Genomic DNA, 20964 nt, shown 5'->3' on the forward strand with positions numbered 1-20964 from the left:
GGGGCTACTTGGATGACACCGAAGGGGCTACTCGCATGACACCGAAGGGGCTACTCGCATGACAGCTAGCCTGACAACCGTCATCCCGCTACTTGTTAGCGGGATCTAGAGATACCGCTGCGGTATGACGGTTCGCGGTGGTATGACGTAGGACTGCTGTCATCCCGCTACTTGTTAGCGGCTAAGAGATACCGCGAATGAATCGCGGTATGACGGTTAAGTATCCCGCTACTTGTTAGCGGCTGAGATACCGCGAATGAATCGCGGTATGACGGTTAAGTATCCCGCTGCTTGTTAGCGCCGCGGCGGTATGACGTGTTGCTTGGGTCAGCTATACTTGCCTCCCTGTATGTATTAGATGTAGGCTGAGTTGTGGTCGTGATAAATGTGGTCGCTTGTGTAATCAAACATTTTCACAAAGCCATTCTCTAGATAAAGATTATATTCGTGATGTTGATCTGATAATACAATATTATCTTGCTCCCCTAAATTGAAATGACTTGAATCTGACAGCAATTCGTAATTTGGATTATCTATTTTACTAATGCTGCTTATTACTTTGCCATTACCACTTGATATAGCTAAACTATAACTATCACCATCCTTCATTATTTTGATGGACACCTTATCTTCAGGTAACACTATAAGCTTCTTTGTGCCACTATCGTGGATTACGAATTTGCCTTTTTCAAAATAGTATTTGTCTTCCGGCAAAGCACCAACCTTATATCCTGATTCAGCCAATTTGTGCCAAAACTTTAACACAGATTGCTTTTCTGCTCCTTCCGCTCTATCATACAAGGCTTTCACATCATTATAATCTATGGTTACATTTGCCTTGTGCTTTCCTTCTGAGTCTCGATCATAGCTCTTTTGTATTTTCAAGATTGTGTCTTTCAATACTACCTGCTCTTTCTCCTCCACTGGAGCTGACCTTTTTGCCCTTGTTGGAATTTGTGGCTGATCAGACTGCATTTCACTATTGTCGTTTGATACAGTTCTCTCTTCAGCAGCTTGTGCAATAACATTAGTAGTATTGTGACTTATGTTAACTTCTGTCTTATACCAAACTTCGTTATTGGGAAGACAAATAGAATATACGATAAATTCACTTAAACCTCCAGTTATAGGCGGAAAGCACTCTTTTTCATTTGTCTCATTATTATTGAGAATTGGTATTAGTTTCACTTACTTGCCCTTTTGGACTTTCGGTTTGTTTCTCTTTTGTGAATATTCTCTGATAGTCCGTGTAGCCTCTATTAGTGTCACCGATATCACCATCACCTTGATCGAAAGTTATTTTTTTACTTCCATTCCCCATGTCCTCAATTTCAACTTGAGGAGAAACAGATGCGAGGAAATCGTTATAACTGTAGTTGTAGTCAGCAGAAAAGAATATTTTCCCTTTGAAGTTATGGAAATGATTAGATAACATTCCAATTTCTTCATCAGTATCACCATCAAATAGTTTTACTTTAGTGGAATATACTTGATCTTTTATTCTAACTATCTTACCGCTAGAGTTTCTTTGTATGTGGTAATCATTTGGGTCGTACTTTATAGCAAAAAGTTTGCCAGAGCCATATTTCTCTAAGTTTATAAGGCCCACATTTACATGTTTATGGGAATAATCTCTCTTCTCATATTCATGTGCAAATATTGGATCTATATATCTATATTCATCTGGTATATTTGGCATACCTATTGGATGTTCATCACCATCTTTCGTCACCGGAACAAGCTTATATGCTCCGTCTTTTTCCACTAATTTTAGATGAGTAATACTTTGTGGTAGTTGAAACCTTACATTTGCTCCATGGTCATGAATAAATAGATCACCTTTCTCGGTAATATAAAAGCCCATATTTTTGAATGCATGTAGATTTTCGCCTCCTTGCTTTATAACCGCTTCGTATACATCGTCGTCTGTCCTATCTGTTCCCTTATTATCCAGTAATTTTCCTTTTTCCACGATTACTCCATTTGCCTTTTGCTCATCAGAATATTGTGCATGCTTTGAATCCTGATGATTCAAAATTTTGGTACCTCTAATACCAATTCTCAATAATAATGAGACAAATGAAAAAGAGTGCTTTCCGCCTATAACTGGAGGTTTAAGTGAATTTATCGTATATTCTATTTGTCTTCCCAATAACGAAGTTTGGTATAAGGAGCAGAGAATCTAAATCTTTTTGGATGTGTCCAGTGCTAGGATGCAACAACTCATTTTCATGTAAATGCGCCTCATCAAAGTATTCATCACGTTCAACTGTTCTGCCATCTATCAGAGAAGCTTTATAATGACCATTTTCTTTTGTAACCGCCATATAAGCACCACCATCATATTGAACATTTAAGTTGTGCAATATGTCCTCAAAAACAAAAGTTTCTTTAGTTTGGCCTTCAACTTGCTTAAAAAATCCTGATTCGCTCAATAATTCTCCAAGCTTTGTATTTCCATCATATATGGACAGCGCACCCTTATTTCCATGACCAAGAGCTTTGATAGAGAAAATCTTACCTTCTTGTAGGTCAATATGATTTGTACCTCTTATCAAGTTTGAATCGATATGAACCATCTCTTCTAACATCTTTTCTACATCGATGTTCTTAGTCGCTTTTACTTGTTCTAAGCCAGTGTTTATGGTTTTATCAAGCAAGGTACTTTTTAAATTTTCATACTTATCTAGTATTGCATCTTTCAGTTGTGTATATTTGTCTTGTGTAGCACTATATAATCTCTTATCTTCATTACAATAATTAGTGCTGGCTGAATTGCATTTTTCTACAAATTTCTCATAAGAGATCTCTCCTCTTTTGTGTTGCTCGTATGCATCATGACGCTGTGTTTCTTCCTGTTCACGCAGGCCTTTCAACACATCATCATATTCTATATCCTTCTGCTTATCTAAGTCTTCTAGCTCGCTCGCACGTATTTTTTCTAAGTCTTCTTTCCCATTAGAGTAAGATTTTCTTAGATCTTCACCATATTTTGATAGCATCCTTAAAGCTTGCATTTTATACTCTTGACTGTTTTGGTACTCATTACCTTGTTGGTCAGAGTAAGTCAGCTTAACCTGCCCATCAGCAGTTTTTACTGCCTTTAAGAAATGATATTCCTTTGATATATCGAGGTTATCATTTGTTGCCCTATTAACAGCGCGAGCAACATCATGAAATGCAACATGTTCTACAGGAGAAAAACTTCCAACCTTTTCTCCATCTATTTTTTCTATATTTGCTTTATAGTAGGATATGTTTTTAATTTCTCCACCAACTATTTCTTGACCAGTTGCTATAAAATCTCCTTTTGTAACTTGTAGGGCATTAATTTCTTCCATAGCAGTTTCTGTATCATTCTCAGCAAGCCAACTTTTGAAGTCAGCATCATGTCCTTTTATGTCTTTCAAGAAACTTTTTGACTCATCTGAGTTACCTTGACGTAAAGCATCTAGGTAGTCTCTTAATAAACTAGGATCTTTTTCCTGTAAGTACATTATCAACGCATGACCTGTTTTATAAACCAGGCTATTTGCTTCGCTGTCCTTTGAATATTCTAAACTTAAAATTTTATCTAAATCCAAATTTTCAGCTTCAGTTTTGTCGATACTTGATCCTTGAGAATTGAATTTATGATCTGAATGATGCTCAAAGTAATCTGCAATTCCTTCCATTAATACTGTAGGTAGGTGCTTACCTCCTGTAGCCAAGTAAGTTAAACCATGTGCAAATTCATGCTGAAGGTTATGAACGCCACCTTGCTGATAGACATACATTTCAGCAAAAACATCAGCTTCCCCTTTGTAGTAACATTTACCACCCTCATCTCCAAGGTAAGAACCGAAACGCTCGCTTCCGCCAAGGTGAGTGTAATCATCCTTGTCATCAAACATATAAATTTTAAATGTTTGTTCTGAGTTGCTGTGTTCTAACTTGAATGTATCTTTAAAACTAGTAGCTGTTTCTTTTATCTCACTTTCAATTGTTGCAATTTTACTTGCTCTTAAATTATGAGAATAAACTTCTACTTTAATATTTAAATCTTTAACTTCTACAACATGTGGCGAATTAAACCCTTTGCCGTTATTGTTGAAGTATTCTTCTTTAGTTATATTTTTATTTATTTGTTGATTGATTGTCATAATTCTAACCTCTAATTTATTAACTCTTCAAATATAAGGTGATCTCTACTAAAAAAGTGTGAATTTTCATATTGGTATAATCTATATCTTAGTGAAGAAATATAAGTAATTAATTTAATATGAACAATATAAGATATAGCTATAACTAAAGCAATTTAGATTTACCGATAATTTGGTAAGCTATGAACTCGTCATTCCGCTACGTGTTAGCGGAATCTATGCTGAGATACTGCGAATGAATCGCGGTATGACGTAGGAAAACCTGACCTGCACTAGCTATAGGCTCTATAGCTTGACCACAAAAAAAATCTAGGTTCTAACGTTACATTAGGATAGGGTAAGAATTTAAAAGCAAATTGACTTTCATTCCACCAAAGCACTATACTAAAACCACGATGGGTAATTAGCTCAGTTGGTAGAGCACTTGCTTGACGTGCAAGCGGTCGCTGGTTCGAACCCAGTGTTACCCACGTTTTTGTTCATGAAAAGATTTTATATGACAGCAGTGCATAACGGCAAACACTCAGCAGCACAGTCCAAGCGCTTAATCTATTCCATAATAATAGTTGCGATAACAATGTTTATGGAAATAGTAGGTGGAATAATTTCACATTCGCTTGCTCTACTATCAGATGCAGGGCATATGCTCACTGACCTCTTTGCCTTAGTTTTAAGCTGGTTAGCACACAAATTTTCAGCTAAGAAATCTGATTTGCAAAGATCATACGGGTATCATCGGTTGCAGATAATTGCAGCATTTGTTAATGGTTTAACTTTATTCTTCATTGCAGTAATCATTATAATTGAGTCAATAAAAAGATTTATTTTTCCGGTAAATGTTGAGTGGAAAGTAATGTTAGTAATTGCTACACTTGGCCTGATCTCTAATATTATAGTCTTTTTTATATTACATAGTAAATGCGAGAGCAATATAAACATAAAAAGTGCTGTACTACACGTTATAGGAGATATTTTAGGTTCTGTAGCTGCTATACTTGCATCCATAATTATCATGTTTACTGGATGGCAAATGGTGGATCCGATTTTATCGGTATTTGTCAGTGTAATCATTTTGAATAGTGGCTACAAAATTCTAAAGAATTCTTGCCACATACTTCTTGAAGGCACACCTGAAGGGATATCTACTGAGGAAATAAAAAGTAAGATCACATCAGAATTACCTGAAGTGATAGATGTGCACCACATACATGCATGGTCACTATCTGATAATTATTTTATAATTACCATGCATGCCAAAGTAAAGCAAGATGCACAACACACTGATATTTTGTATGAGATAAAAAAAATACTACTAAATAGGTTCGAGATAGCACACTCTACAGTCGAGATCGAATACGATGAGTGTGCGGATAATAAGATACTTAAACATTGACGTTTTAAATTACTATGCTATCACTAGAGTGTAATGATGTTGAAGATAAGCTATGATAGGTATTGCTCAATTACAATTTCCTTCAAAGGAATCTAGCAGGCTAAAGTTTGTTAGTTACTTTGCAACTTTTGTTTCTTTAAGCATTATCACTAACCCTGTTAATGTTCTTTTTTCTCTTGGTACTATATTCTTCAGGTCTGAAATTAAAACTCTTTATATCTACAAAGAAATAAAAGCGGCAAAACAGCAAAAAATGAGCAAAAGGGAATATTGGGAAATATTTTTTAAGAACAATGCAATCAAGGTAGCAGCCTTCCTCTTGTTTTCTGCTTTCATAACATATCTCACTTTCACCTCCACTTTCTTACTAATTTCGTTGCTGGGAACTATACCACTTACAATGCTATTAATTTTATTGCAGAGTGAACTAAGGCCAAAAGATTTTAACCCATTTACGCTGCTTAAAGCTTCTATAAATTTCTTTTTGGAAGGTATAAAAGAGAATTTACGTGGTATGGTTAATAGTTTTGATGTTAAGCTCGAACATTTGCTTCCTCATAAATTAAATGATGATATCAATAATAACGTTCACAAATTAAGACATAAGTATGGTGAAAAAGTATCAGAAGACGTTATTAATGATAGAGAATTTAAGCAATTTGTTGAATATATAAATGATTTATATGAACTTAATTATCGTCAATTTAGTGATGAAGATAAAGGAAGAGTAATTGCATTTTTAAATGACTTTTGCAAAGATGATCAAAAGCATAGCTCTGGCTTCACAGGCGGACAAATTTTACTTCTAACTCTTAGAGCCTGCAATGATGGAGAGAGAGAAGCTGTAAAAGATAAAAAAGACGCGTTAATTACAAACTTGCTTGATAGCCAAACTTTCTCTAGAAAAGAGCGTATTCCTAACACCTGCTTTACCGGTATTGTTTATAGGATGTTAAGTACATTAGAAGGTATTCATCCTGATCCAGAAATTAGATTTACTACTCCACAGCAAATATCAATTTCAGAGGCAGAAAATGAAGCACGTAAGTTTATATTAGACAGGTTAAAAAACAAGAAAAACAATAAAGAAATCTTTAATGCTTGGTATAAGGTTCAGAACAATCCTGGTGACAATGAAAGTCAAAAAATAGTTGATGATTTCATTTCAGAAGTAAGTATTCCCTTAATGAGAAAATTACTGAGTTTTACTTCTCAATATAGTGAACAAATTGTGCTGACGTTAATGAAAAATATTAGCCCTATAAAGTTAAATAAATTACAATGTTGTGAGCTGGTTCAGCACATGAGAAATAAACTGCAGGAGCATGATTTAGATGACCAAGAAAGTTTACTTGAAAGTATTAAAGAAAAAGTATTCTTGGGACTATTAAATCGAGATTTACTTAGGACAGATTTTTCTCTCAAGGGTTCATCTTTGGATGAAGCTAAGAGAGTAGCTGACACAATAATAGTGGAAGAAGTGAAGGAATTTAAATTAAAAGCTGAGAGGACTATTGAGGGTCAAGTAGTTAGGATGTTAGATGGATTAAAGCTTCTGCCACAAGAAAAAAAACTCTATAGAGTATATTCAGAACTCAGTCGAAATTACAAAAATGATAAGGAAAAAATAAAGAAAATTTTGCAGAAAAAATTAGCAATGACGGAAGCAGTGATAAATAACGTGCTAAAAGAAGAAGCTTCATGCAAACTAGAGTTAGGAATTGAAAGTGTATATGAAGGAAATAAAGATCATGTTACTCAACTTTATGAAAAAATAAAGGAAGCGAAGCAAGGATTTATTGAAGACGGACTTTTAACACCTCAAGAAGTAGAGAATATAACAAAAGCAAAAATCATAGACTTAAACGAAAAGGACAAAATCATACCGTCAAGCAATTTGTCTCGTAGTTTAAGTGTCAATAATTTGGCAGCACATTATCTATAAAATTTATACTCTTTACCTTGTAAAAGATTCGCAATATTTCTATGGTGTTTTAGGAAAACTAGTGTTCCTATAACTAGTAATGTTAAAAACAAATTCCTCTGAAAAAAAAAGGACCATGCTACAGCCACTATAGTAGCCGTCAAGGAAGCAAGGGAAGAATATTGAAAGGTAAAAAACACTGCTAGCCAAACAAATATAAACACTAATGCCACAGGTATGTTAAACGCTATCAACACTCCCAGAGTTGTTGCAACTCCTTTACCTCCTTTAAATTTTAGCCAAATAGGAAACATGTGCCCTAAAACTGCTAAAATTGCAGATACATATATATAAAAATCGTTATTATCACAAAATTGTTGTGCTATATAAACGGCGATGAATCCTTTCAAGGAATCCAGAAATAATGCCAGAGCAGCAAGACATTTATTTCCTGTTCTTGCAACGTTTGTAGCGCCAATGTTTCCTGATCCTATTTTCCTTAAATCTATACCTTGAGCTTTTGTAATAATTAAACTAAACGGTATTGAACCGAGTATGTAGGATAGTATAAGGATTACGTACCTCTCCATCATTCTAGCATCCTCTCTCTTGTCATCCCAGTGCGTGACACTGGGATCCAGCGAACTTTGTTCGCAAACGAACCTAGTAGATAAATATAAAATTTTACATTAAAACATAACACTATGGTGGAACTATATACAAAATAGATCCCAGTGTCAGCTACTCGGATGACAAGAGGGAATTTTGGGATGACAAGAGGGAGTTTTGCTATGACAAGAAAATGGCACTGGAATGACATCTGTTGTTGTACCTTCATATGCCAAAATTTAATTAATTTTATTATTCCTCAGCCTTTTTAGGTAGCACTGAACTTCATCGTTAATCTGATTACTAAACAGTATAAGCGCTGTCATGTTGATGAGAGCTAAACAAGAGAACAAAGTTCCACCGATATTGGCAATAGCCATTATATCTTTAGAAAGAGCAGAAAAAAACGCTACAATTATTACTGCTATGCGATATATCACTATACTTTTTGCACCGAATAAATATAGCCACCCCATTTCACAACAATATACAAACGAAATTACTGAAGAAAATGCAAACAAAGGTGCAGCTATGGTTAAAAGTATAGGAAACCATGAAGAAACAGTTTCAAATGCCTTTTGAGTGATTAATATCCCTTCACCAACACTAGTCTGGTATGCACCTGTTATTACTATCGTTATTCCAGTTAAACAGCAAGTGAGCATTGTATCAAAACACGGTTCTATCATAGCAACAAGCCCAGTTCTTACTGGTTCTTCATCTTTAGTTGTTGCATGAGTAATTGCAGCAGAGCCGACACCAGCTTCGCTGGCAAAAATTGCTCTTTGAATTCCAGCAACAAATGCTCCTACCATCCCTCCGCCAACAGCATTAAAATCTATCATGCTGGAAAATAATATCTTAAATGTGTGACCAAGATTGTGGATATTAAATCCAATAATAATAAGGCAGCTACATATATATATGAGTGACATAATAGGCACTAGTGCAGAAGATACTCTAGCTATCCTTTTAATTCCGCCAATAATCACTAGAGCAAGCAGCGCAGAGATTATGGAAGAAAGAAACCAAGAGTGACCATCTACCCAACTTGAATAGCCAGATAATATTGAAACCATTTGGTTGGTTTGAAACGCTACACTTCCACCAAGACCTGATAATACAAAGAATACTGCATATATTGCAGCTAAAACAATACCAAGTTTTTTAAATCCAAATTCCTCCAGACCATTCCTTATATACTGAAAGGGACCACTAAACAATTGCTCCTGATCTTCTGTTCTATGTTTAAATGCTAAAGTCACTTCGGCAAATTTTGCTGACATACCAAAAAAACCTGTAATCATCATCCAAGGCACCGCTCCTGGCCCTCCCATTGAAACTGCAATTGCGACTCCAGCAACAGTTCCAAGGCCTACTGTGCTTGAAAGTGCAGTCATAAATGCCTGAAAATGCGTAATATGACCATCATGGTGATTCGTGTCATATTTTCCACATAAAATAGCAAACGCATGCTTAAACATTCTTATGTTGAGAAATCCAAAACGTAATGTTAGAAACACATAACCAAAAGCTAGTAGAAAGATTATAAATGGCACGTAAAGGATTTTGAAAAACAGCACTTCATTCATGAAATTATTTATTCCATTCAACACAGCATCATAACTTTCATAAAAACCTGAAGCAGCGTACACATCATTAAACAATAGGCAAAATAACACCATACAAAGTAATCTATAAATCATGTTAATACCCTTTAGAATTGTAATAAGAATCTATTGTATTCAAAACTTCCCTTCTTAGTAGATATATTGCAACAGCATTTGGGATCATAAGGCACATGAACAAACTGTCGCCTAGGTAAGATATAAATTCTATATTTTTTGACATACAACTAATATACACTGAAACCACTATAAGAATTTGGAACGGTATCAGTATTTTTTTATTACCAAATAAATACAGCAGAGCAACTTCACAGTAGTAACAATAAGCTATTATTGTAGAAAATGCAAAGGAAAACATCATTAGCGGAAAAACTAACTTGCTGAACAAGGGCAAAACTGTTGAAAATACCGAACTAATTAGTGTAATATCACCCACATTATCAGTGCTATGCATACCAGTAATAATTATCACGATACCAGTCAAAAATGAGATTAATATTGTGTCTATAAGTGGTGCAATCATTGCAACGCATCCAACTTTAATTGGATCTTCTTCTTTTACAGCTGAATGTGCTATAGCTGCTGTTCCGGTACCTGCTTCGTTAGCAAACACTGATCTTCTCACTCCTGCTATTAATCCGCTCAATACTCCGCCTCCTATAGCTGATTTATTGAAGATGTCTTGGAATATTATGGATAGAGCATTCAGCAAATTACTTCTGTTTACATAAATTAAATATATACACATACCCATATATAGCACTATCATAATTGGTGCTAAGCTCGTTGAAACGAAAGCAATGCGCTTTATTCCTCCCAATATTACAATAAAGACAAGCAGGGATATAATAATAGATGCGTTGTATTCGAAGAGGTTATTTGACAATGCTGCTATCTGATTCGCTTGAAATGGTATACCGCCCAAAATCATTGCAATAAGTAGCATAATCGCATAAGTAAAGGCAAGAAATCTACCAGTTTTTGCAAATCCAATTTTTGCAAGCCCGTACTTCATGTAATAAAAAGCCCCGCCAGTTGCATTTTCAGAGCGATAGGTGAATGCAAGCACCACCTCGGCAAACTTTATCGACATACCAAGTATTCCGGTAATTACCATCCAAAAAACTGCACTTGGGCCCCCTATTGTGATAGCTATTGCAACTCCTGATATTGTTCCAAGACCAACTGTTCCTGAAATTACTGTTGCAAACGCTTGAATATGAGTGATTATGCCATTGTTATTGTTATTACACTTTAGATTGAATAGCGTCTGTATTCCATGCTTGAACAATCTAAAGTTAGTGAATTTGAATTGGATGGTACAAAAAACCCCAGTTGCAATTACCCAAATAATTATAAATGGAATGTTGAATATCTTTATGTACAGAAATGAATTTAACAGTTCACTTATTTTTACAATCATGCTGCTCACTACTTTTTATTACAACTTATAGCTAACGAGCTTTATACGAGTAATATATATAAAGCCCAGTGCTTACTGGAATAGTAAGTACATACACTACACCTAAAATTGGTAGCGTCATCCAGGGCTTACTGATGAAAAATATAATAAGTACTCCAAAAAATGACACAAATATATAGGATAGGCTTTTGGGAACATAAATATATTTTGCAGAGAAAGTTGGAATGTGACTTATCGAAAAAAATGAAATGGCCAGAAAGTAACAAGCTACGTTTCTTGTGTTAAAAAATCGCTCTATGAGAAGTAAGTATTCACTCTCATGAGATTGAAAGGTAATAATTATTGGTAACAAAGAAAGTAAAGCACACACTGGAGCTGGAACACCAGAAAAGAAAAATTTTCCCCAGTGTGATTGTTCTGAGTGTAGCGAAACATTAAATCTTGCAAGTCTTATTGATATGCAGATTACGTATATCATTACTAAAATCCAACCTATGACTTTGATTTCGTTTAGCTTCCAAAAATACAGAAGAAATGCAGGCGCTGCACCAAAATTTAGAAAATCTGCAAAAGAATCAAGCTGGGCTCCAAAATCGCTAGTTGATTTTAGAATTCTAGCTATTCTGCCATCCATTCCATCTATTATTGCTGCAATGATGATAAAAATTACTGAGAATTCCCATTGTTCATTAAATGTAAATTTAAGTGAAGTGAGACCAGAACATAAACCCAATAAAGTTATAAAGTTTGGGAATAATTTAGTAATAGGTAAGAATCTACTGTTACTTCCATCGTTATTCATATAACGTCAAAAGTAAGCTTCTCTTGAACGTTTTCCTTATTTAAGTTTGCTATAATTGTTTCACCACCAATAACAGTTTGCCCTTCTGAAACTCTGACTTCTATATCAGCAGGAACATAAATATTCACTCTACTACCAAATCTTATAATTCCAAACCTTTCACCTGCTTTCACATTCTGGGATACTCCTAAATTACAAACGATACGACGTGCAATTAATCCAGCTATTTGCTCCACAATAATTTCTTTTCCCTTTTCGTATTCAATCACAATAACCTGCTTTTCATTTTCATTACTAGACCTATTGCTCATTGCGGATACAAACTTGCCTTTTTTATAATTCATTTCCTTTATCGTACCAGATATTGGTATACGGTTCACATGGACGTTCAAAACACTTAAAAATATGCTAACAAGCGTGAACTTCTTCTCTTCTCCATTTTCTGCCGATAAAGGATAATTAACTTCTTCAATTTTTGAAATCACACCATCAGCAGGACTTAATATAAGATCCTTATTGTTTGGCACAGCTCTTGTTGGATCGCGAAAGAAATAAGTACACAATAATGTCGGAAACAAGCACGTAACACCAAACCCCCAAGATATAGAGAATGCTATACACGTTACTATAAAGGCAACGACTATAAATAAATAACCTTCCCTGTTTATATTAGGTAAACTAAAACACATAATCTTATTCACAATAACCTATTGTTAACAATTTATCATTTATAATTTCTCATGAAAAGCTTTTTTTAACTGCTTCAGCAAAGTCCTCTTGATACAAGGTAACATTACAGATTAGCACACACCGTCATACTGTAACAACCCATCCAACACAAACTAAGTTTAGATCAGAACACTGATTCTTCTAAAAGTTGCTCACTATCCTCGTCTATTATAATAGAATTATCATGATTTCTGAGTAAATCTCTGATTTTCATTTCTATTTCATTTGCGACTTCTTTGTTTGTTTTTAGGTAAGTTTTTACATTCTCTCTTCCTTGTCCAAGACGTGTATTGTTATATGAATAGTAAGCACCTGCTTTTTCAAGCACACCAAGCTTTGCTCCCATATCTATTATTTCTCCGAGTTTTGATATACCTTCATTGTACATTATATCAAATTTCGCTTCTCTAAATGGAGGAGCAACTTTATTTTTTACAACTTTAACTCTTGTTTCATTGCCTGTAATATTTTCTTTGTCTTTTATTACACCAACTTTTCTTATGTCAAGCCTTACAGAAGTATAGAATTTTAATGCATTTCCACCCGTGGTAGTTTCAGGATTTCCATACACTACTCCTATTTTCATACGAATTTGATTAATAAATATCAATATACAGTTCGCTTTTGAAACGGCAGAGGTTAGCTTTCGTAGCCCGTGACTTAGAAGCCTTGCTTGCAGCCCCATATGTTGATCACCCATATCACCTTCAATTTCAGCTCTTGGAGTTAACGCTGCAACAGAGTCAATAACTATCACATCAACCGCACCAGAACACACTAAGTACTCAACAATGTGTAATGCTTGTTCCCCAGTGTCTGGTTGCGAAATTACTAAATCATCAGTGCTTACCCCAAGTTTACGAGCATATAAGACATCCAATGCATGTTCTGCATCGATAAATGCGCATGATCCTCCTTTTTTTTGTGCTTCAGCAATCACGTGCAAGGCAAGAGTGGTTTTACCAGAACTCTCGGGACCAAATATTTCAATTATACGTCCTTTTGGCAGACCTCCAACACCTAGAGCCGAATCAAGCGCAATTGATCCTGTGGATATTGTGTCTATTTTCTCTACAGGGTTTTGCTTCAACTTCATTATTGCACCTTTACCAAATGCTTTTTCAATCTGGCTTATTGCGTTATCTAATGCTTTTTGCTTATCATTATTTCTTTCTTCTGAGTTGTTTGCCATGGATCATTTAACTTGTATAACTTCCATGATAATCGAACGTGAACAACCTGCCAAGGGTTTTTTAATAACGAAGAACGTTATCGTAGAAAAATTAGCTACCTAAATTATATTAAGATAGAAAGTTAGATAGACTCTGCAGTGCGATACAAAATAACGATAGAATACAATGGTAGTAGTTTCTCTGGCTGGCAGAAGCAGCAACATTCTGCTAATTCAATCCAGGAAGCCATAGAAAATGCTATATTTAATTTTAGTGGTGAGAAAGTTACTTTGTACTGCGGTGGCAGGACTGATGCAGGGGTTCATGCTTTAGGACAAATTGCTCATTTTGATATGGAAAAGGAATTTGAGCTTTATAGAATAAGAAACGCAATAAATTATCATTTAAAATCAATTCCCATAGTTGTACTGAATGCAGAAGTTGTAGATGATGCGTTTCACGCACGGTTTTCAGCAAAAAAAAGATATTACGAATACAGAATAGTTAATCGCTATGCTCCTGCCACTCTGGAGACAGGTTATGTATGGCAAGTGTTTAACCCACTTGATGTAAATATTATGCGTGAAGCTGCTAAACATCTACTTGGAAAACATGACTTTTCAAGTTTTCGTTCAAAAGATTGTCAAGCCGCAAATCCGATGAGAACAATTGATGATATCGATATAATACAAAATGGGAATCATATACACATCAAAATATCTGCTATTTCCTTTTTACATAACCAAGTGAGGATCATTGTGGGTACTTTAGTTGAATTTGGAAAAAATAGAACTAATCCACAAGAAATGCTAAATATATTAAACCAATGCAAAAGAAATGCAGCTGGAGTTACTGCACCACCTTTTGGCTTATATTTGGTAAAGATAGATTACTAATTTAATAAAAAGTAACGTTCTTAGTGAAATAAGTGTCATACCGCCACGGTATCTCCAGATCCTGCTAACAAGAAGCGGGATGACAAGTTTAAGTTCTCATTGGCATCACTACATATAATACACTTGAATCGTCTTCATCAGTGATAATTGTAGCACTATTACCATCGGCTAAGCTAAACTTACATTTATTTTTTATGCAGGATAGAACATCAAGTAAATAACGCGAGTTAAACCCTATTTCTATAGGGGCTTCATTGTAGTCCACTTCTATGGATTCAGTTGCATCATTGCACTCTTGAGAGTTTGAATGCAGAGTCAGCAGCTTTTCTTGTAGTGAGAATTTAATGGATTTTACTTTATCAGATACAACAACGGAAACTCGATCTATAACATCTGAAAGTTTTTTACTTTCAATAATCATATGCTTGTCTTGAGATGCTGGAATAACTGCTTTATAATTTGGAAAAGTCCCATCTATTAATTTTGATATTAGAATATATTCACCGCATGTAAACTTGATTTTTCTGTCTGAGAGTTTTACATTAATTTCATTACAGTCGTCCAATATTTTTAACAGCTCCATAACAGTTTTACGTGGAATGATCACACCAAATTCGCCATTGATGTTCCCAGGCTTTGATCTCTTTATACATGATAAACGGTGACCATCAGTTGCAACGCAGTACAGAAACTGCTCGTCTGTATGTAGATATATTCCATTTAAATTATACCTTGTATCATCTAGTGATACAGCAAATTTTGTTTTAGTTAATAAGTCTATCAGGTCCGTATTTAGTAGAATAAAATCATGTTTATAATTGTCTTCTTCAAGAGCAGGAAAGCTGCTTGAAACTACATTCGGTAAAGAAAAGTTTGCATTTCCGCAAGACATCAATAATTTTCTTTGGTTGTTTACTTCAAAATTGACATCCAAATCAGCGGGTAACTTCTTCACTATGTCATGTAAAGTATGCGCTGAAATTTTTACTTCTCCTTCTGTTAGTACGGTTGCAGCAAGTGAGGCAAACATTGAAATGTCAAGATCAGTTGCCATTAATTTTATGCTGCCGTGTTGTGCTTTGATATTTATACATGCCAAAACATCTATTGCATTACGCCTTTCAACCACTCCACTTACTCTGGATAATGTATTTAAAAGACTTGTACGGCTCACGCTAAAACGCATCTGCTCGCACACAGAATTTTGCTTTTTGATTTCTGTATCTACACCTGCAACCTCTGACATTGCTAACTCTCAAAAATATATTTTAAATGATATCCACATCCTATATAAAGTAAAGTGCTATTTATATTTCCATTGAAAGAGTAGTTCAGTTTATACTATAGCTGGGTATTTTGTTACAATGATTTACTTTGTATGGCATAAATCATGCATTTTTTGATACGCTTTTTGAAAACCAAGTAGGGAATAAGTATCATCAATGGTCACTGTTTTTGTTTTTCCATTAACTACCATTGATAATCCCTGCTTCATTTTTAGAATGAGATCTTGATCTATTTTTGTATGCTCTGCCCACGCAAAACTTCCCTGTATTATAGGCAGTGTATATTTAATTTTTTTGTCGATATTGAGAGCTACAGGCTCCTTATCATACTGAAAACCAGAGGTAACGCTTACCTCATCTGCTTTTTTATCAACATAACTGACCATTACATACGGCTTGCGATTGGTTGTATAATGCTCGCTTTTTGTCTTAGGGTAAGATACAATGTAACACACTTTCTCTCCATCTTCTGATGCAGTATATACAAGCCAGTCTTTGTATTTTTCCTTCAATTGCACATCACTAACCGATGCAAAAGCGCCTATTGAAAAAAATATTAGAAATATAAAAAAACTACGCATGCAAACCAAATTTCAAACTTTCTGATTGTATATATTGTTTTACCTTAGCCATCGCCTGCTCAGCCAACTGTCTTATTCTTTCTCTTGAAACACAATATTTTTTACTAAGTTCATCTAGAGTTTGAGTGTTTTCAGACAAATATCTACTGATAAAAATGTCTCTTGCCCTTTCGTTAAGGCTTGCTAGTGCATTGTTTAAAATTGTTTCTTTTAATTCTTTTTCTTCATGATTCTGATAGGTTACTTCTTGACTGACCAAGTTACATGGGATCATATCTTGCAACTCCCTTTTAGAGTCATCACCTATTTTTATGCAATCGTTTAGCGACTGATCCTTACAAGCCAAACGGTAATTCATCTGCAGAACATCTCCTTCGGATACAGAAAGCTCATTAGATATTGCTTTTATTTCTTCATTGCTTAAAGTCTCTCTGTTTGTATACTGTAAAATTCTTTTTTTTATTTTACGTAAACTAAAAAATAATCTTCTTTGTGCTTGCGTTGTGCCTATTTTCACGAACGACCAAGATTTCAATATAAAGTCTTTTATTGAAGCTTCAATCCACCACACTGCATAAGTTGAAAAACGAAACCCTAAATCAGGATTAAACTTTTTTACTGCATGCATTAAACCCATATTCCCTTCCATGACCAGGTCCATCAACAATAGTCCATAATTTTTGAATTTCATTGCAATTTTCACTACCAAATTCAAATGGCTGGTAATCAATTTATGAGCAGAAGAAATATCCTTATATTGGTTCCAATTTTTTGCTAATCGTACCTCTTCCTCTTGAGACAGCATAGGAAATTTTTGCACTCTAGCAATATATTGCATGAGATTGGTTCTGCTATCAACACATAAGCTTGCCATTGGGGTCAACATAACAACTTAAATTAAAACTTCATATATATAATATATTGATTTTCAAGCAAAAATTCAAGCTTTGATTTGAAAAAAGTATAAACCTTCTATCTAATTGGGATCTTAAAGACGATAAGCCCCAGCACAGCTACCTGGGTAACACTATATATGACATCCTGCCAGCGTGTAATGATGAACATTATAGTTTAAATACGTAGTAAGTGGTGTTATTCCAGTGCCTTGACACTGGAATCCACATTTCTTTTTTCTAGATCCCAGTGGGCTTTGTTGCATAGCAACGTAAGTTTTTTCCAGAGTAAATAATTTTATGCGACTATTTCAAATTTAGGCATACCAATTGCAGTAAATTTGTTCATTAAGTAGCATTTAATAAGTAGTTCCTTCTCTCTATTTGTCTCAGATTTATTCTTAAAACTAAACCCAAATATTCGCTTCAACCTTGAGAAAAATCCTTCAATATACGATCTTTTTCCGTAATTTACTTCTTCTTTCCATCTTTTTATACCATTCTCACCATGTAATTTCATTAACTGAATAGCGGCATTTCTATCAAGCATATAATCCAATTTTGGATGCTCTGCTGCGTTGTTTTTCGGAGGAATTTTCGTTTTTATGCCATATTGATTACACAGCTTATAGAGCTTTTATAGCATATTTAACATCAAATTTCCCCAATGCTCCATAGTGATCAGAGTAAACGCCATTACTGTATTTTGTAGCTATGACTTGTTTGCTCAACATTATGTGCAATTTTCTTACTTGTTTATAGCCGCGGTACTCTCTATCTTTGCTATTCTCTTTGCTGTGTGTTGTTGTATATACTAATTCCTGTACTGTCTATAGCAATTTCGATATCTTCCATGTTATTTTTATCAACTCTGCAATCATTGATCTTAATATCAAGTTTCTTTTGATGCTTGTGAATAGCTGCAAATTTTTTCCTATTTGTTCAATGTATCCCTCTAAAAATCCCACTCAAACCTATTCTGAATAGATGGGTTATTATATGTATCAAAATTACCACTTTGTTGCTGTAAATATTGTTGCCACCCTACATTTTTGGCCCAATTTCATACCAATTTTCTATGGCTTCGTTGATATAATGAAAAATATTTCCTCTTTTTTCTAGAAATTTGTTATATTCTCTATGGTTACTGACTCTCATTTTTTGTGGCATATTTATCCTTAAATCGTCATTTTATAATGAATTTAGTCAGTAATCACTAGTTTTTCTGCTGCTATGCAACAAAGCCCACTGGGATCCAGATTGGATACTGAGTTGGTGAGTATAAAAGTATAGCTAACGTGAGCTCTGCGTCATGCCGCCACGGTATCTCAGCAGATCCCGCTAACAAGCAGCGGGATGACGATTGTCAGGGTGTCATCCCAGTGCCTCTTTTTTGTCATCCCAGTGCCCAGACACTGGGATCTCATTTCACTCTATAATGGCAGTGCCTCTATGATGTAAGGAATCCAGTTTTTATGCAATCTCATCAAGAACGTTGTGTTTTAACGTAAGGTTGGCTACTGTTTACACTCACTAACTTAGCTGGATCCCAGTGTCTGGGCACTGGGATGACGAGAAAGGAGCACTGGAATGACATCATAGGAGGCTACTTGGATGACAAAAAAAAGAGCGCTGACCATTTTCGGTCTCTTAAACTGCTTTAGCTATAAACATTAAGAAATTTACCAAACGAAAAAAAAGGCAAAAGAGGCCCTGGTCATTGTCTATTTTCTGTATTGGCGTTTTTTTAAGTCTTAAACACTGCAATTTAGCTGCTTTTAAGTGCAGCTCACCTTAGTTCAAATGTTTAAGAAATTTACTAAGCAGAAAAAAAGGCAAAAGAAATCCCGTGTTAGCTAGTTGTCACTCTCTAATCCTGCAAATTGGCGTACTATACTGTCTTAAACGACTTATAAGCGCGTTTCAGCTTGTGTAGGTAAAAACCTAGAAATGTTGTGAAGACATAAGGTGCACATAGTGCAAAAAATTAAAAATAAGACGCCAACCACGTTGTTTTCTTGCTGTTTAATCTGCACAGATGAAGATAACTGAATACCTTCAGTTTCATGATAAGGGGGCTGGCGGAGTTTGTCAAGTAGTTTTGCATTGTGAAAACAATTATCACAAAAATCCTATATCACCGGTCATGAATACGTTATTTGCCCATTCGATTAATAACTTACCTCCTGGTAAATCTACTGAAGTCTGTTGGGCAGTCAGATATCCACGTAGTGTGGATGCAACAAGTGCTGCACAGGCTGCACTACCGCATGATGCAGTAATGCCTGTACCTCTTTCCCAAACTCTTAAAGCTATTTCTCCAGACTTTTCAACTTGTGCAATACTAATATTAATTTTCTGAGGAAATAGTACGTGATTTTCTAGCTTTGGTCCTAAATTTCGCAATGGTATTTCACTTATGTTATCAACAAAAAAAACTATATGAGGGTTACCAATATTTACTGCAACAGGATCTTTTAGCATTTCAAGCTCTATAGGTAAGTGAAGAGTGTCACACTCAGTAGACAAGGGAATTTCATGCCATTTTAGCAAAGGTTTACCCATGTTAACCTTTATGGATTTATCACCAACTTTAAAACACTCTAAAATGCGTTTGTTTACCAGCTCAATAGTGATATACTCAGTACCTTTTTCTGACATTATCAAATATCCAACACAGCGTGCTGCGTTTCCGCACATTTCAGCTCGACTACCATCAGCATTATAGATATGTATAAAGCAGTCTGCAGCATTAGACATTGTTATAATTATCACTTGATCACAACTGCTTTGATCAGCAATTTGTCTATAGTTCCAGTCTAAATTGTTTGTTGAACGTGAGTCTATGATAACAAAATTATTGCCAGTACCGTGCATCTTGATAAAATTTTTAGGACCTTGGCCACTCATCATAAAAAAATATTTCTTCTATTGGTCTTCTTTTTTTCTTACTTGTTTCAGCACCCTCTTCTTCGTAACCAACCGCTATCACTGACATTACATTAAAATCATCGGATATGTTGAATCTTTCTACTATTTTATCTCTATCAAATCCACCCATTTGATGAGCCATTAAGTTCACAGATGCAGCCTGTAGCATAAGTGCATAATTTGCTGCACCAGTATCATGACTAGCCCAAAGATTTTCTCCTTTACCAGATTTGCGGAAATTTTTAGCACTGAAAGATATGATTAACACTTGTGCATCTTTTGCCCATTTTTGATTAGATTCATCAAGACAATTTAGCAGCTTTTCCCATGCGCTTTGATTGTTCTGTTTGTTGCATATCACATATCTCCAAGGTTCATCACCAAAACATGAGGGAGTCAGCCTTACAGCTTCCATTAAAATATCCATGTCTTCCTGAGATATTGCTCTTGTAGTATCGTATGAACGTCCGCTGTGTCTTGCTTTCATCAACGATAATAGATCTTGTTTACTTATCATTTTTAATTTAATAGTGCATAAATAATTCATTGTAGCAC

The 20964-nt window shown here is 35.0% G+C and carries 19 protein-coding genes, 1 tRNA gene and 1 pseudogene; 4 read left to right on the forward strand and 17 right to left on the reverse strand.

From position 1 onward, the window contains the following. Positions 1–354 precede the first annotated feature (354 nt). The 3 genes and pseudogenes from AAGD99_RS06540 to AAGD99_RS06550 all read right to left on the reverse strand — a co-directional run. Entirely contained in the window at positions 355–1188 is an 834-nt protein-coding gene (locus AAGD99_RS06540) for a hypothetical protein (protein ID WP_341822931.1), read from the reverse strand. After that, complete coding sequence (locus tag AAGD99_RS06545) at positions 1163–2152, reverse strand: hypothetical protein (protein ID WP_341822932.1); 990 nt, start codon at positions 2150–2152, stop codon at positions 1163–1165. The genes AAGD99_RS06540 and AAGD99_RS06545 overlap by 26 nt, the downstream gene beginning before the upstream one ends. A gap of 15 nt (positions 2153–2167) precedes the next feature. Beyond that, positions 2168–4142 (reverse strand): annotated as a pseudogene (locus tag AAGD99_RS06550) (peptidase M2); the annotation flags it as partial. A gap of 397 nt (positions 4143–4539) precedes the next feature. Here AAGD99_RS06550 and AAGD99_RS06555 point away from each other — a divergent pair. The 3 genes from AAGD99_RS06555 (at position 4540) to AAGD99_RS06565 (ending at position 7480) form a co-directional block, all read left to right on the forward strand. Next, positions 4540–4612: transfer RNA gene (locus tag AAGD99_RS06555), tRNA-Val, on the forward strand. 26 nt (positions 4613–4638) lie between these two features. Beyond that, a complete protein-coding gene (locus AAGD99_RS06560; protein WP_341822934.1) occupies positions 4639–5535 on the forward strand; it encodes a cation diffusion facilitator family transporter in 897 nt (298 codons plus the stop codon). Positions 5536–5587: 52 nt separating this feature from the next. Then, the gene (locus AAGD99_RS06565; protein WP_341822935.1) at positions 5588–7480 is read left to right on the forward strand and encodes a hypothetical protein; all 1893 of its coding nucleotides are present in this window, start codon (positions 5588–5590) and stop codon (positions 7478–7480) included. Here AAGD99_RS06565 and plsY read toward each other — a convergent pair. From plsY to recA, 7 genes are all read right to left on the reverse strand, one after another. Beyond that, positions 7471–8049, reverse strand: a complete 579-nt coding sequence (plsY, locus tag AAGD99_RS06570; RefSeq protein WP_341823223.1) for a glycerol-3-phosphate 1-O-acyltransferase PlsY — start codon at positions 8047–8049, stop codon at positions 7471–7473. The genes AAGD99_RS06565 and plsY overlap by 10 nt on opposite strands. Then, positions 8049–8297, reverse strand: coding sequence for a hypothetical protein (locus tag AAGD99_RS06575; RefSeq protein WP_341822936.1), 249 nt, complete (start codon positions 8295–8297; stop codon positions 8049–8051). The genes plsY and AAGD99_RS06575 overlap by 1 nt, the downstream gene beginning before the upstream one ends. Positions 8298–8307: 10 nt before the next feature. Then, positions 8308–9774 (reverse strand): amino acid carrier protein, encoded by a 1467-nt coding sequence (locus tag AAGD99_RS06580; RefSeq protein WP_341822937.1) that lies wholly within the window; start codon positions 9772–9774, stop codon positions 8308–8310. Between the two features lies 1 nt (position 9775). Beyond that, positions 9776–11119 carry an alanine/glycine:cation symporter family protein gene (locus AAGD99_RS06585; RefSeq protein ID WP_253309421.1) on the reverse strand — a complete coding sequence of 448 codons (1344 nt, stop codon included), beginning with the start codon at positions 11117–11119 and terminating at the stop codon, positions 9776–9778. Between the two features lie 31 nt (positions 11120–11150). Continuing rightward, positions 11151–11921, reverse strand: coding sequence for a CDP-alcohol phosphatidyltransferase family protein (locus tag AAGD99_RS06590; protein ID WP_341822938.1), 771 nt, complete (start codon positions 11919–11921; stop codon positions 11151–11153). After that, positions 11918–12610, reverse strand: a complete 693-nt coding sequence (locus AAGD99_RS06595) for a phosphatidylserine decarboxylase (protein WP_253309960.1) — start codon at positions 12608–12610, stop codon at positions 11918–11920. The genes AAGD99_RS06590 and AAGD99_RS06595 overlap by 4 nt, the downstream gene beginning before the upstream one ends. A 164-nt stretch (positions 12611–12774) precedes the next feature. Then, positions 12775–13842 carry a recombinase RecA gene (recA, locus tag AAGD99_RS06600; RefSeq protein ID WP_264687864.1) on the reverse strand — a complete coding sequence of 356 codons (1068 nt, stop codon included), beginning with the start codon at positions 13840–13842 and terminating at the stop codon, positions 12775–12777. 138 nt (positions 13843–13980) lie between these two features. Here recA and truA point away from each other — a divergent pair, with 138 nt between their 5' ends. Then, positions 13981–14718 carry a tRNA pseudouridine(38-40) synthase TruA gene (gene truA, locus AAGD99_RS06605; protein ID WP_341822939.1) on the forward strand — a complete coding sequence of 246 codons (738 nt, stop codon included), beginning with the start codon at positions 13981–13983 and terminating at the stop codon, positions 14716–14718. A gap of 88 nt (positions 14719–14806) precedes the next feature. On the opposite strand, the gene dnaN is transcribed toward truA, so the two are convergent. The 7 genes from dnaN to AAGD99_RS06640 all read right to left on the reverse strand — a co-directional run bounded on the left by dnaN (position 14807) and on the right by AAGD99_RS06640 (position 20956). Continuing rightward, positions 14807–15964, reverse strand: a complete 1158-nt coding sequence (gene dnaN, locus AAGD99_RS06610) for a DNA polymerase III subunit beta (protein WP_341822940.1) — start codon at positions 15962–15964, stop codon at positions 14807–14809. A gap of 123 nt (positions 15965–16087) precedes the next feature. After that, positions 16088–16585, reverse strand: a complete 498-nt coding sequence (locus tag AAGD99_RS06615; protein WP_164225010.1) for an invasion associated locus B family protein — start codon at positions 16583–16585, stop codon at positions 16088–16090. Beyond that, positions 16578–17471 carry an RNA polymerase factor sigma-32 gene (locus AAGD99_RS06620; RefSeq protein WP_253309418.1) on the reverse strand — a complete coding sequence of 298 codons (894 nt, stop codon included), beginning with the start codon at positions 17469–17471 and terminating at the stop codon, positions 16578–16580. Before AAGD99_RS06620 ends, AAGD99_RS06615 begins: the two co-directional genes overlap by 8 nt. 305 nt (positions 17472–17776) lie before the next feature. After that, entirely contained in the window at positions 17777–18103 is a 327-nt protein-coding gene (locus AAGD99_RS06625) for a transposase (RefSeq protein WP_341823221.1), read from the reverse strand. A gap of 419 nt (positions 18104–18522) precedes the next feature. Next, the gene (locus AAGD99_RS06630) at positions 18523–18648 is read right to left on the reverse strand and encodes a hypothetical protein (protein WP_264732015.1); all 126 of its coding nucleotides are present in this window, start codon (positions 18646–18648) and stop codon (positions 18523–18525) included. A 951-nt stretch (positions 18649–19599) separates the two neighbouring features. Next, entirely contained in the window at positions 19600–20388 is a 789-nt protein-coding gene (gene dapF, locus AAGD99_RS06635; RefSeq protein ID WP_253309959.1) for a diaminopimelate epimerase, read from the reverse strand. Next, positions 20369–20956 (reverse strand): nitroreductase family protein, encoded by a 588-nt coding sequence (locus tag AAGD99_RS06640; RefSeq protein ID WP_341822941.1) that lies wholly within the window; start codon positions 20954–20956, stop codon positions 20369–20371. Before AAGD99_RS06640 ends, dapF begins: the two co-directional genes overlap by 20 nt. Positions 20957–20964: the final 8 nt, after the last annotated feature.

This window comes from Wolbachia endosymbiont (group A) of Clivina fossor (assembly GCF_964026865.1).
GTDB lineage: Bacteria > Pseudomonadota > Alphaproteobacteria > Rickettsiales > Anaplasmataceae > Wolbachia.

Excerpts from the sequence above, each read along its gene's own strand:
- AAGD99_RS06560 (WP_341822934.1), top strand. The coding sequence starts at position 4,639 with ATGACAGCAGTGCATAACGGCAAACACTCAGCAGCACAGTCCAAGCGC.
- AAGD99_RS06565 (WP_341822935.1), top strand. The coding sequence starts at position 5,588 with ATGATAGGTATTGCTCAATTACAATTTCCTTCAAAGGAATCTAGCAGG.
- plsY (WP_341823223.1), bottom strand. The coding sequence starts at position 8,049 with ATGGAGAGGTACGTAATCCTTATACTATCCTACATACTCGGTTCAATA.
- AAGD99_RS06575 (WP_341822936.1), bottom strand. The coding sequence starts at position 8,297 with ATGAAGGTACAACAACAGATGTCATTCCAGTGCCATTTTCTTGTCATA.
- AAGD99_RS06580 (WP_341822937.1), bottom strand. The coding sequence starts at position 9,774 with ATGATTTATAGATTACTTTGTATGGTGTTATTTTGCCTATTGTTTAAT.
- AAGD99_RS06585 (WP_253309421.1), bottom strand. The coding sequence starts at position 11,119 with ATGATTGTAAAAATAAGTGAACTGTTAAATTCATTTCTGTACATAAAG.
- AAGD99_RS06590 (WP_341822938.1), bottom strand. The coding sequence starts at position 11,921 with ATGAATAACGATGGAAGTAACAGTAGATTCTTACCTATTACTAAATTA.
- AAGD99_RS06595 (WP_253309960.1), bottom strand. The coding sequence starts at position 12,610 with ATGTGTTTTAGTTTACCTAATATAAACAGGGAAGGTTATTTATTTATA.
- recA (WP_264687864.1), bottom strand. The coding sequence starts at position 13,842 with ATGGCAAACAACTCAGAAGAAAGAAATAATGATAAGCAAAAAGCATTA.
- dnaN (WP_341822940.1), bottom strand. The coding sequence starts at position 15,964 with ATGTCAGAGGTTGCAGGTGTAGATACAGAAATCAAAAAGCAAAATTCT.
- AAGD99_RS06615 (WP_164225010.1), bottom strand. The coding sequence starts at position 16,585 with ATGCGTAGTTTTTTTATATTTCTAATATTTTTTTCAATAGGCGCTTTT.
- AAGD99_RS06620 (WP_253309418.1), bottom strand. The coding sequence starts at position 17,471 with ATGTTGACCCCAATGGCAAGCTTATGTGTTGATAGCAGAACCAATCTC.
- AAGD99_RS06630 (WP_264732015.1), bottom strand. The coding sequence starts at position 18,648 with ATGCCACAAAAAATGAGAGTCAGTAACCATAGAGAATATAACAAATTT.
- dapF (WP_253309959.1), bottom strand. The coding sequence starts at position 20,388 with ATGAGTGGCCAAGGTCCTAAAAATTTTATCAAGATGCACGGTACTGGC.
- AAGD99_RS06640 (WP_341822941.1), bottom strand. The coding sequence starts at position 20,956 with ATGAATTATTTATGCACTATTAAATTAAAAATGATAAGTAAACAAGAT.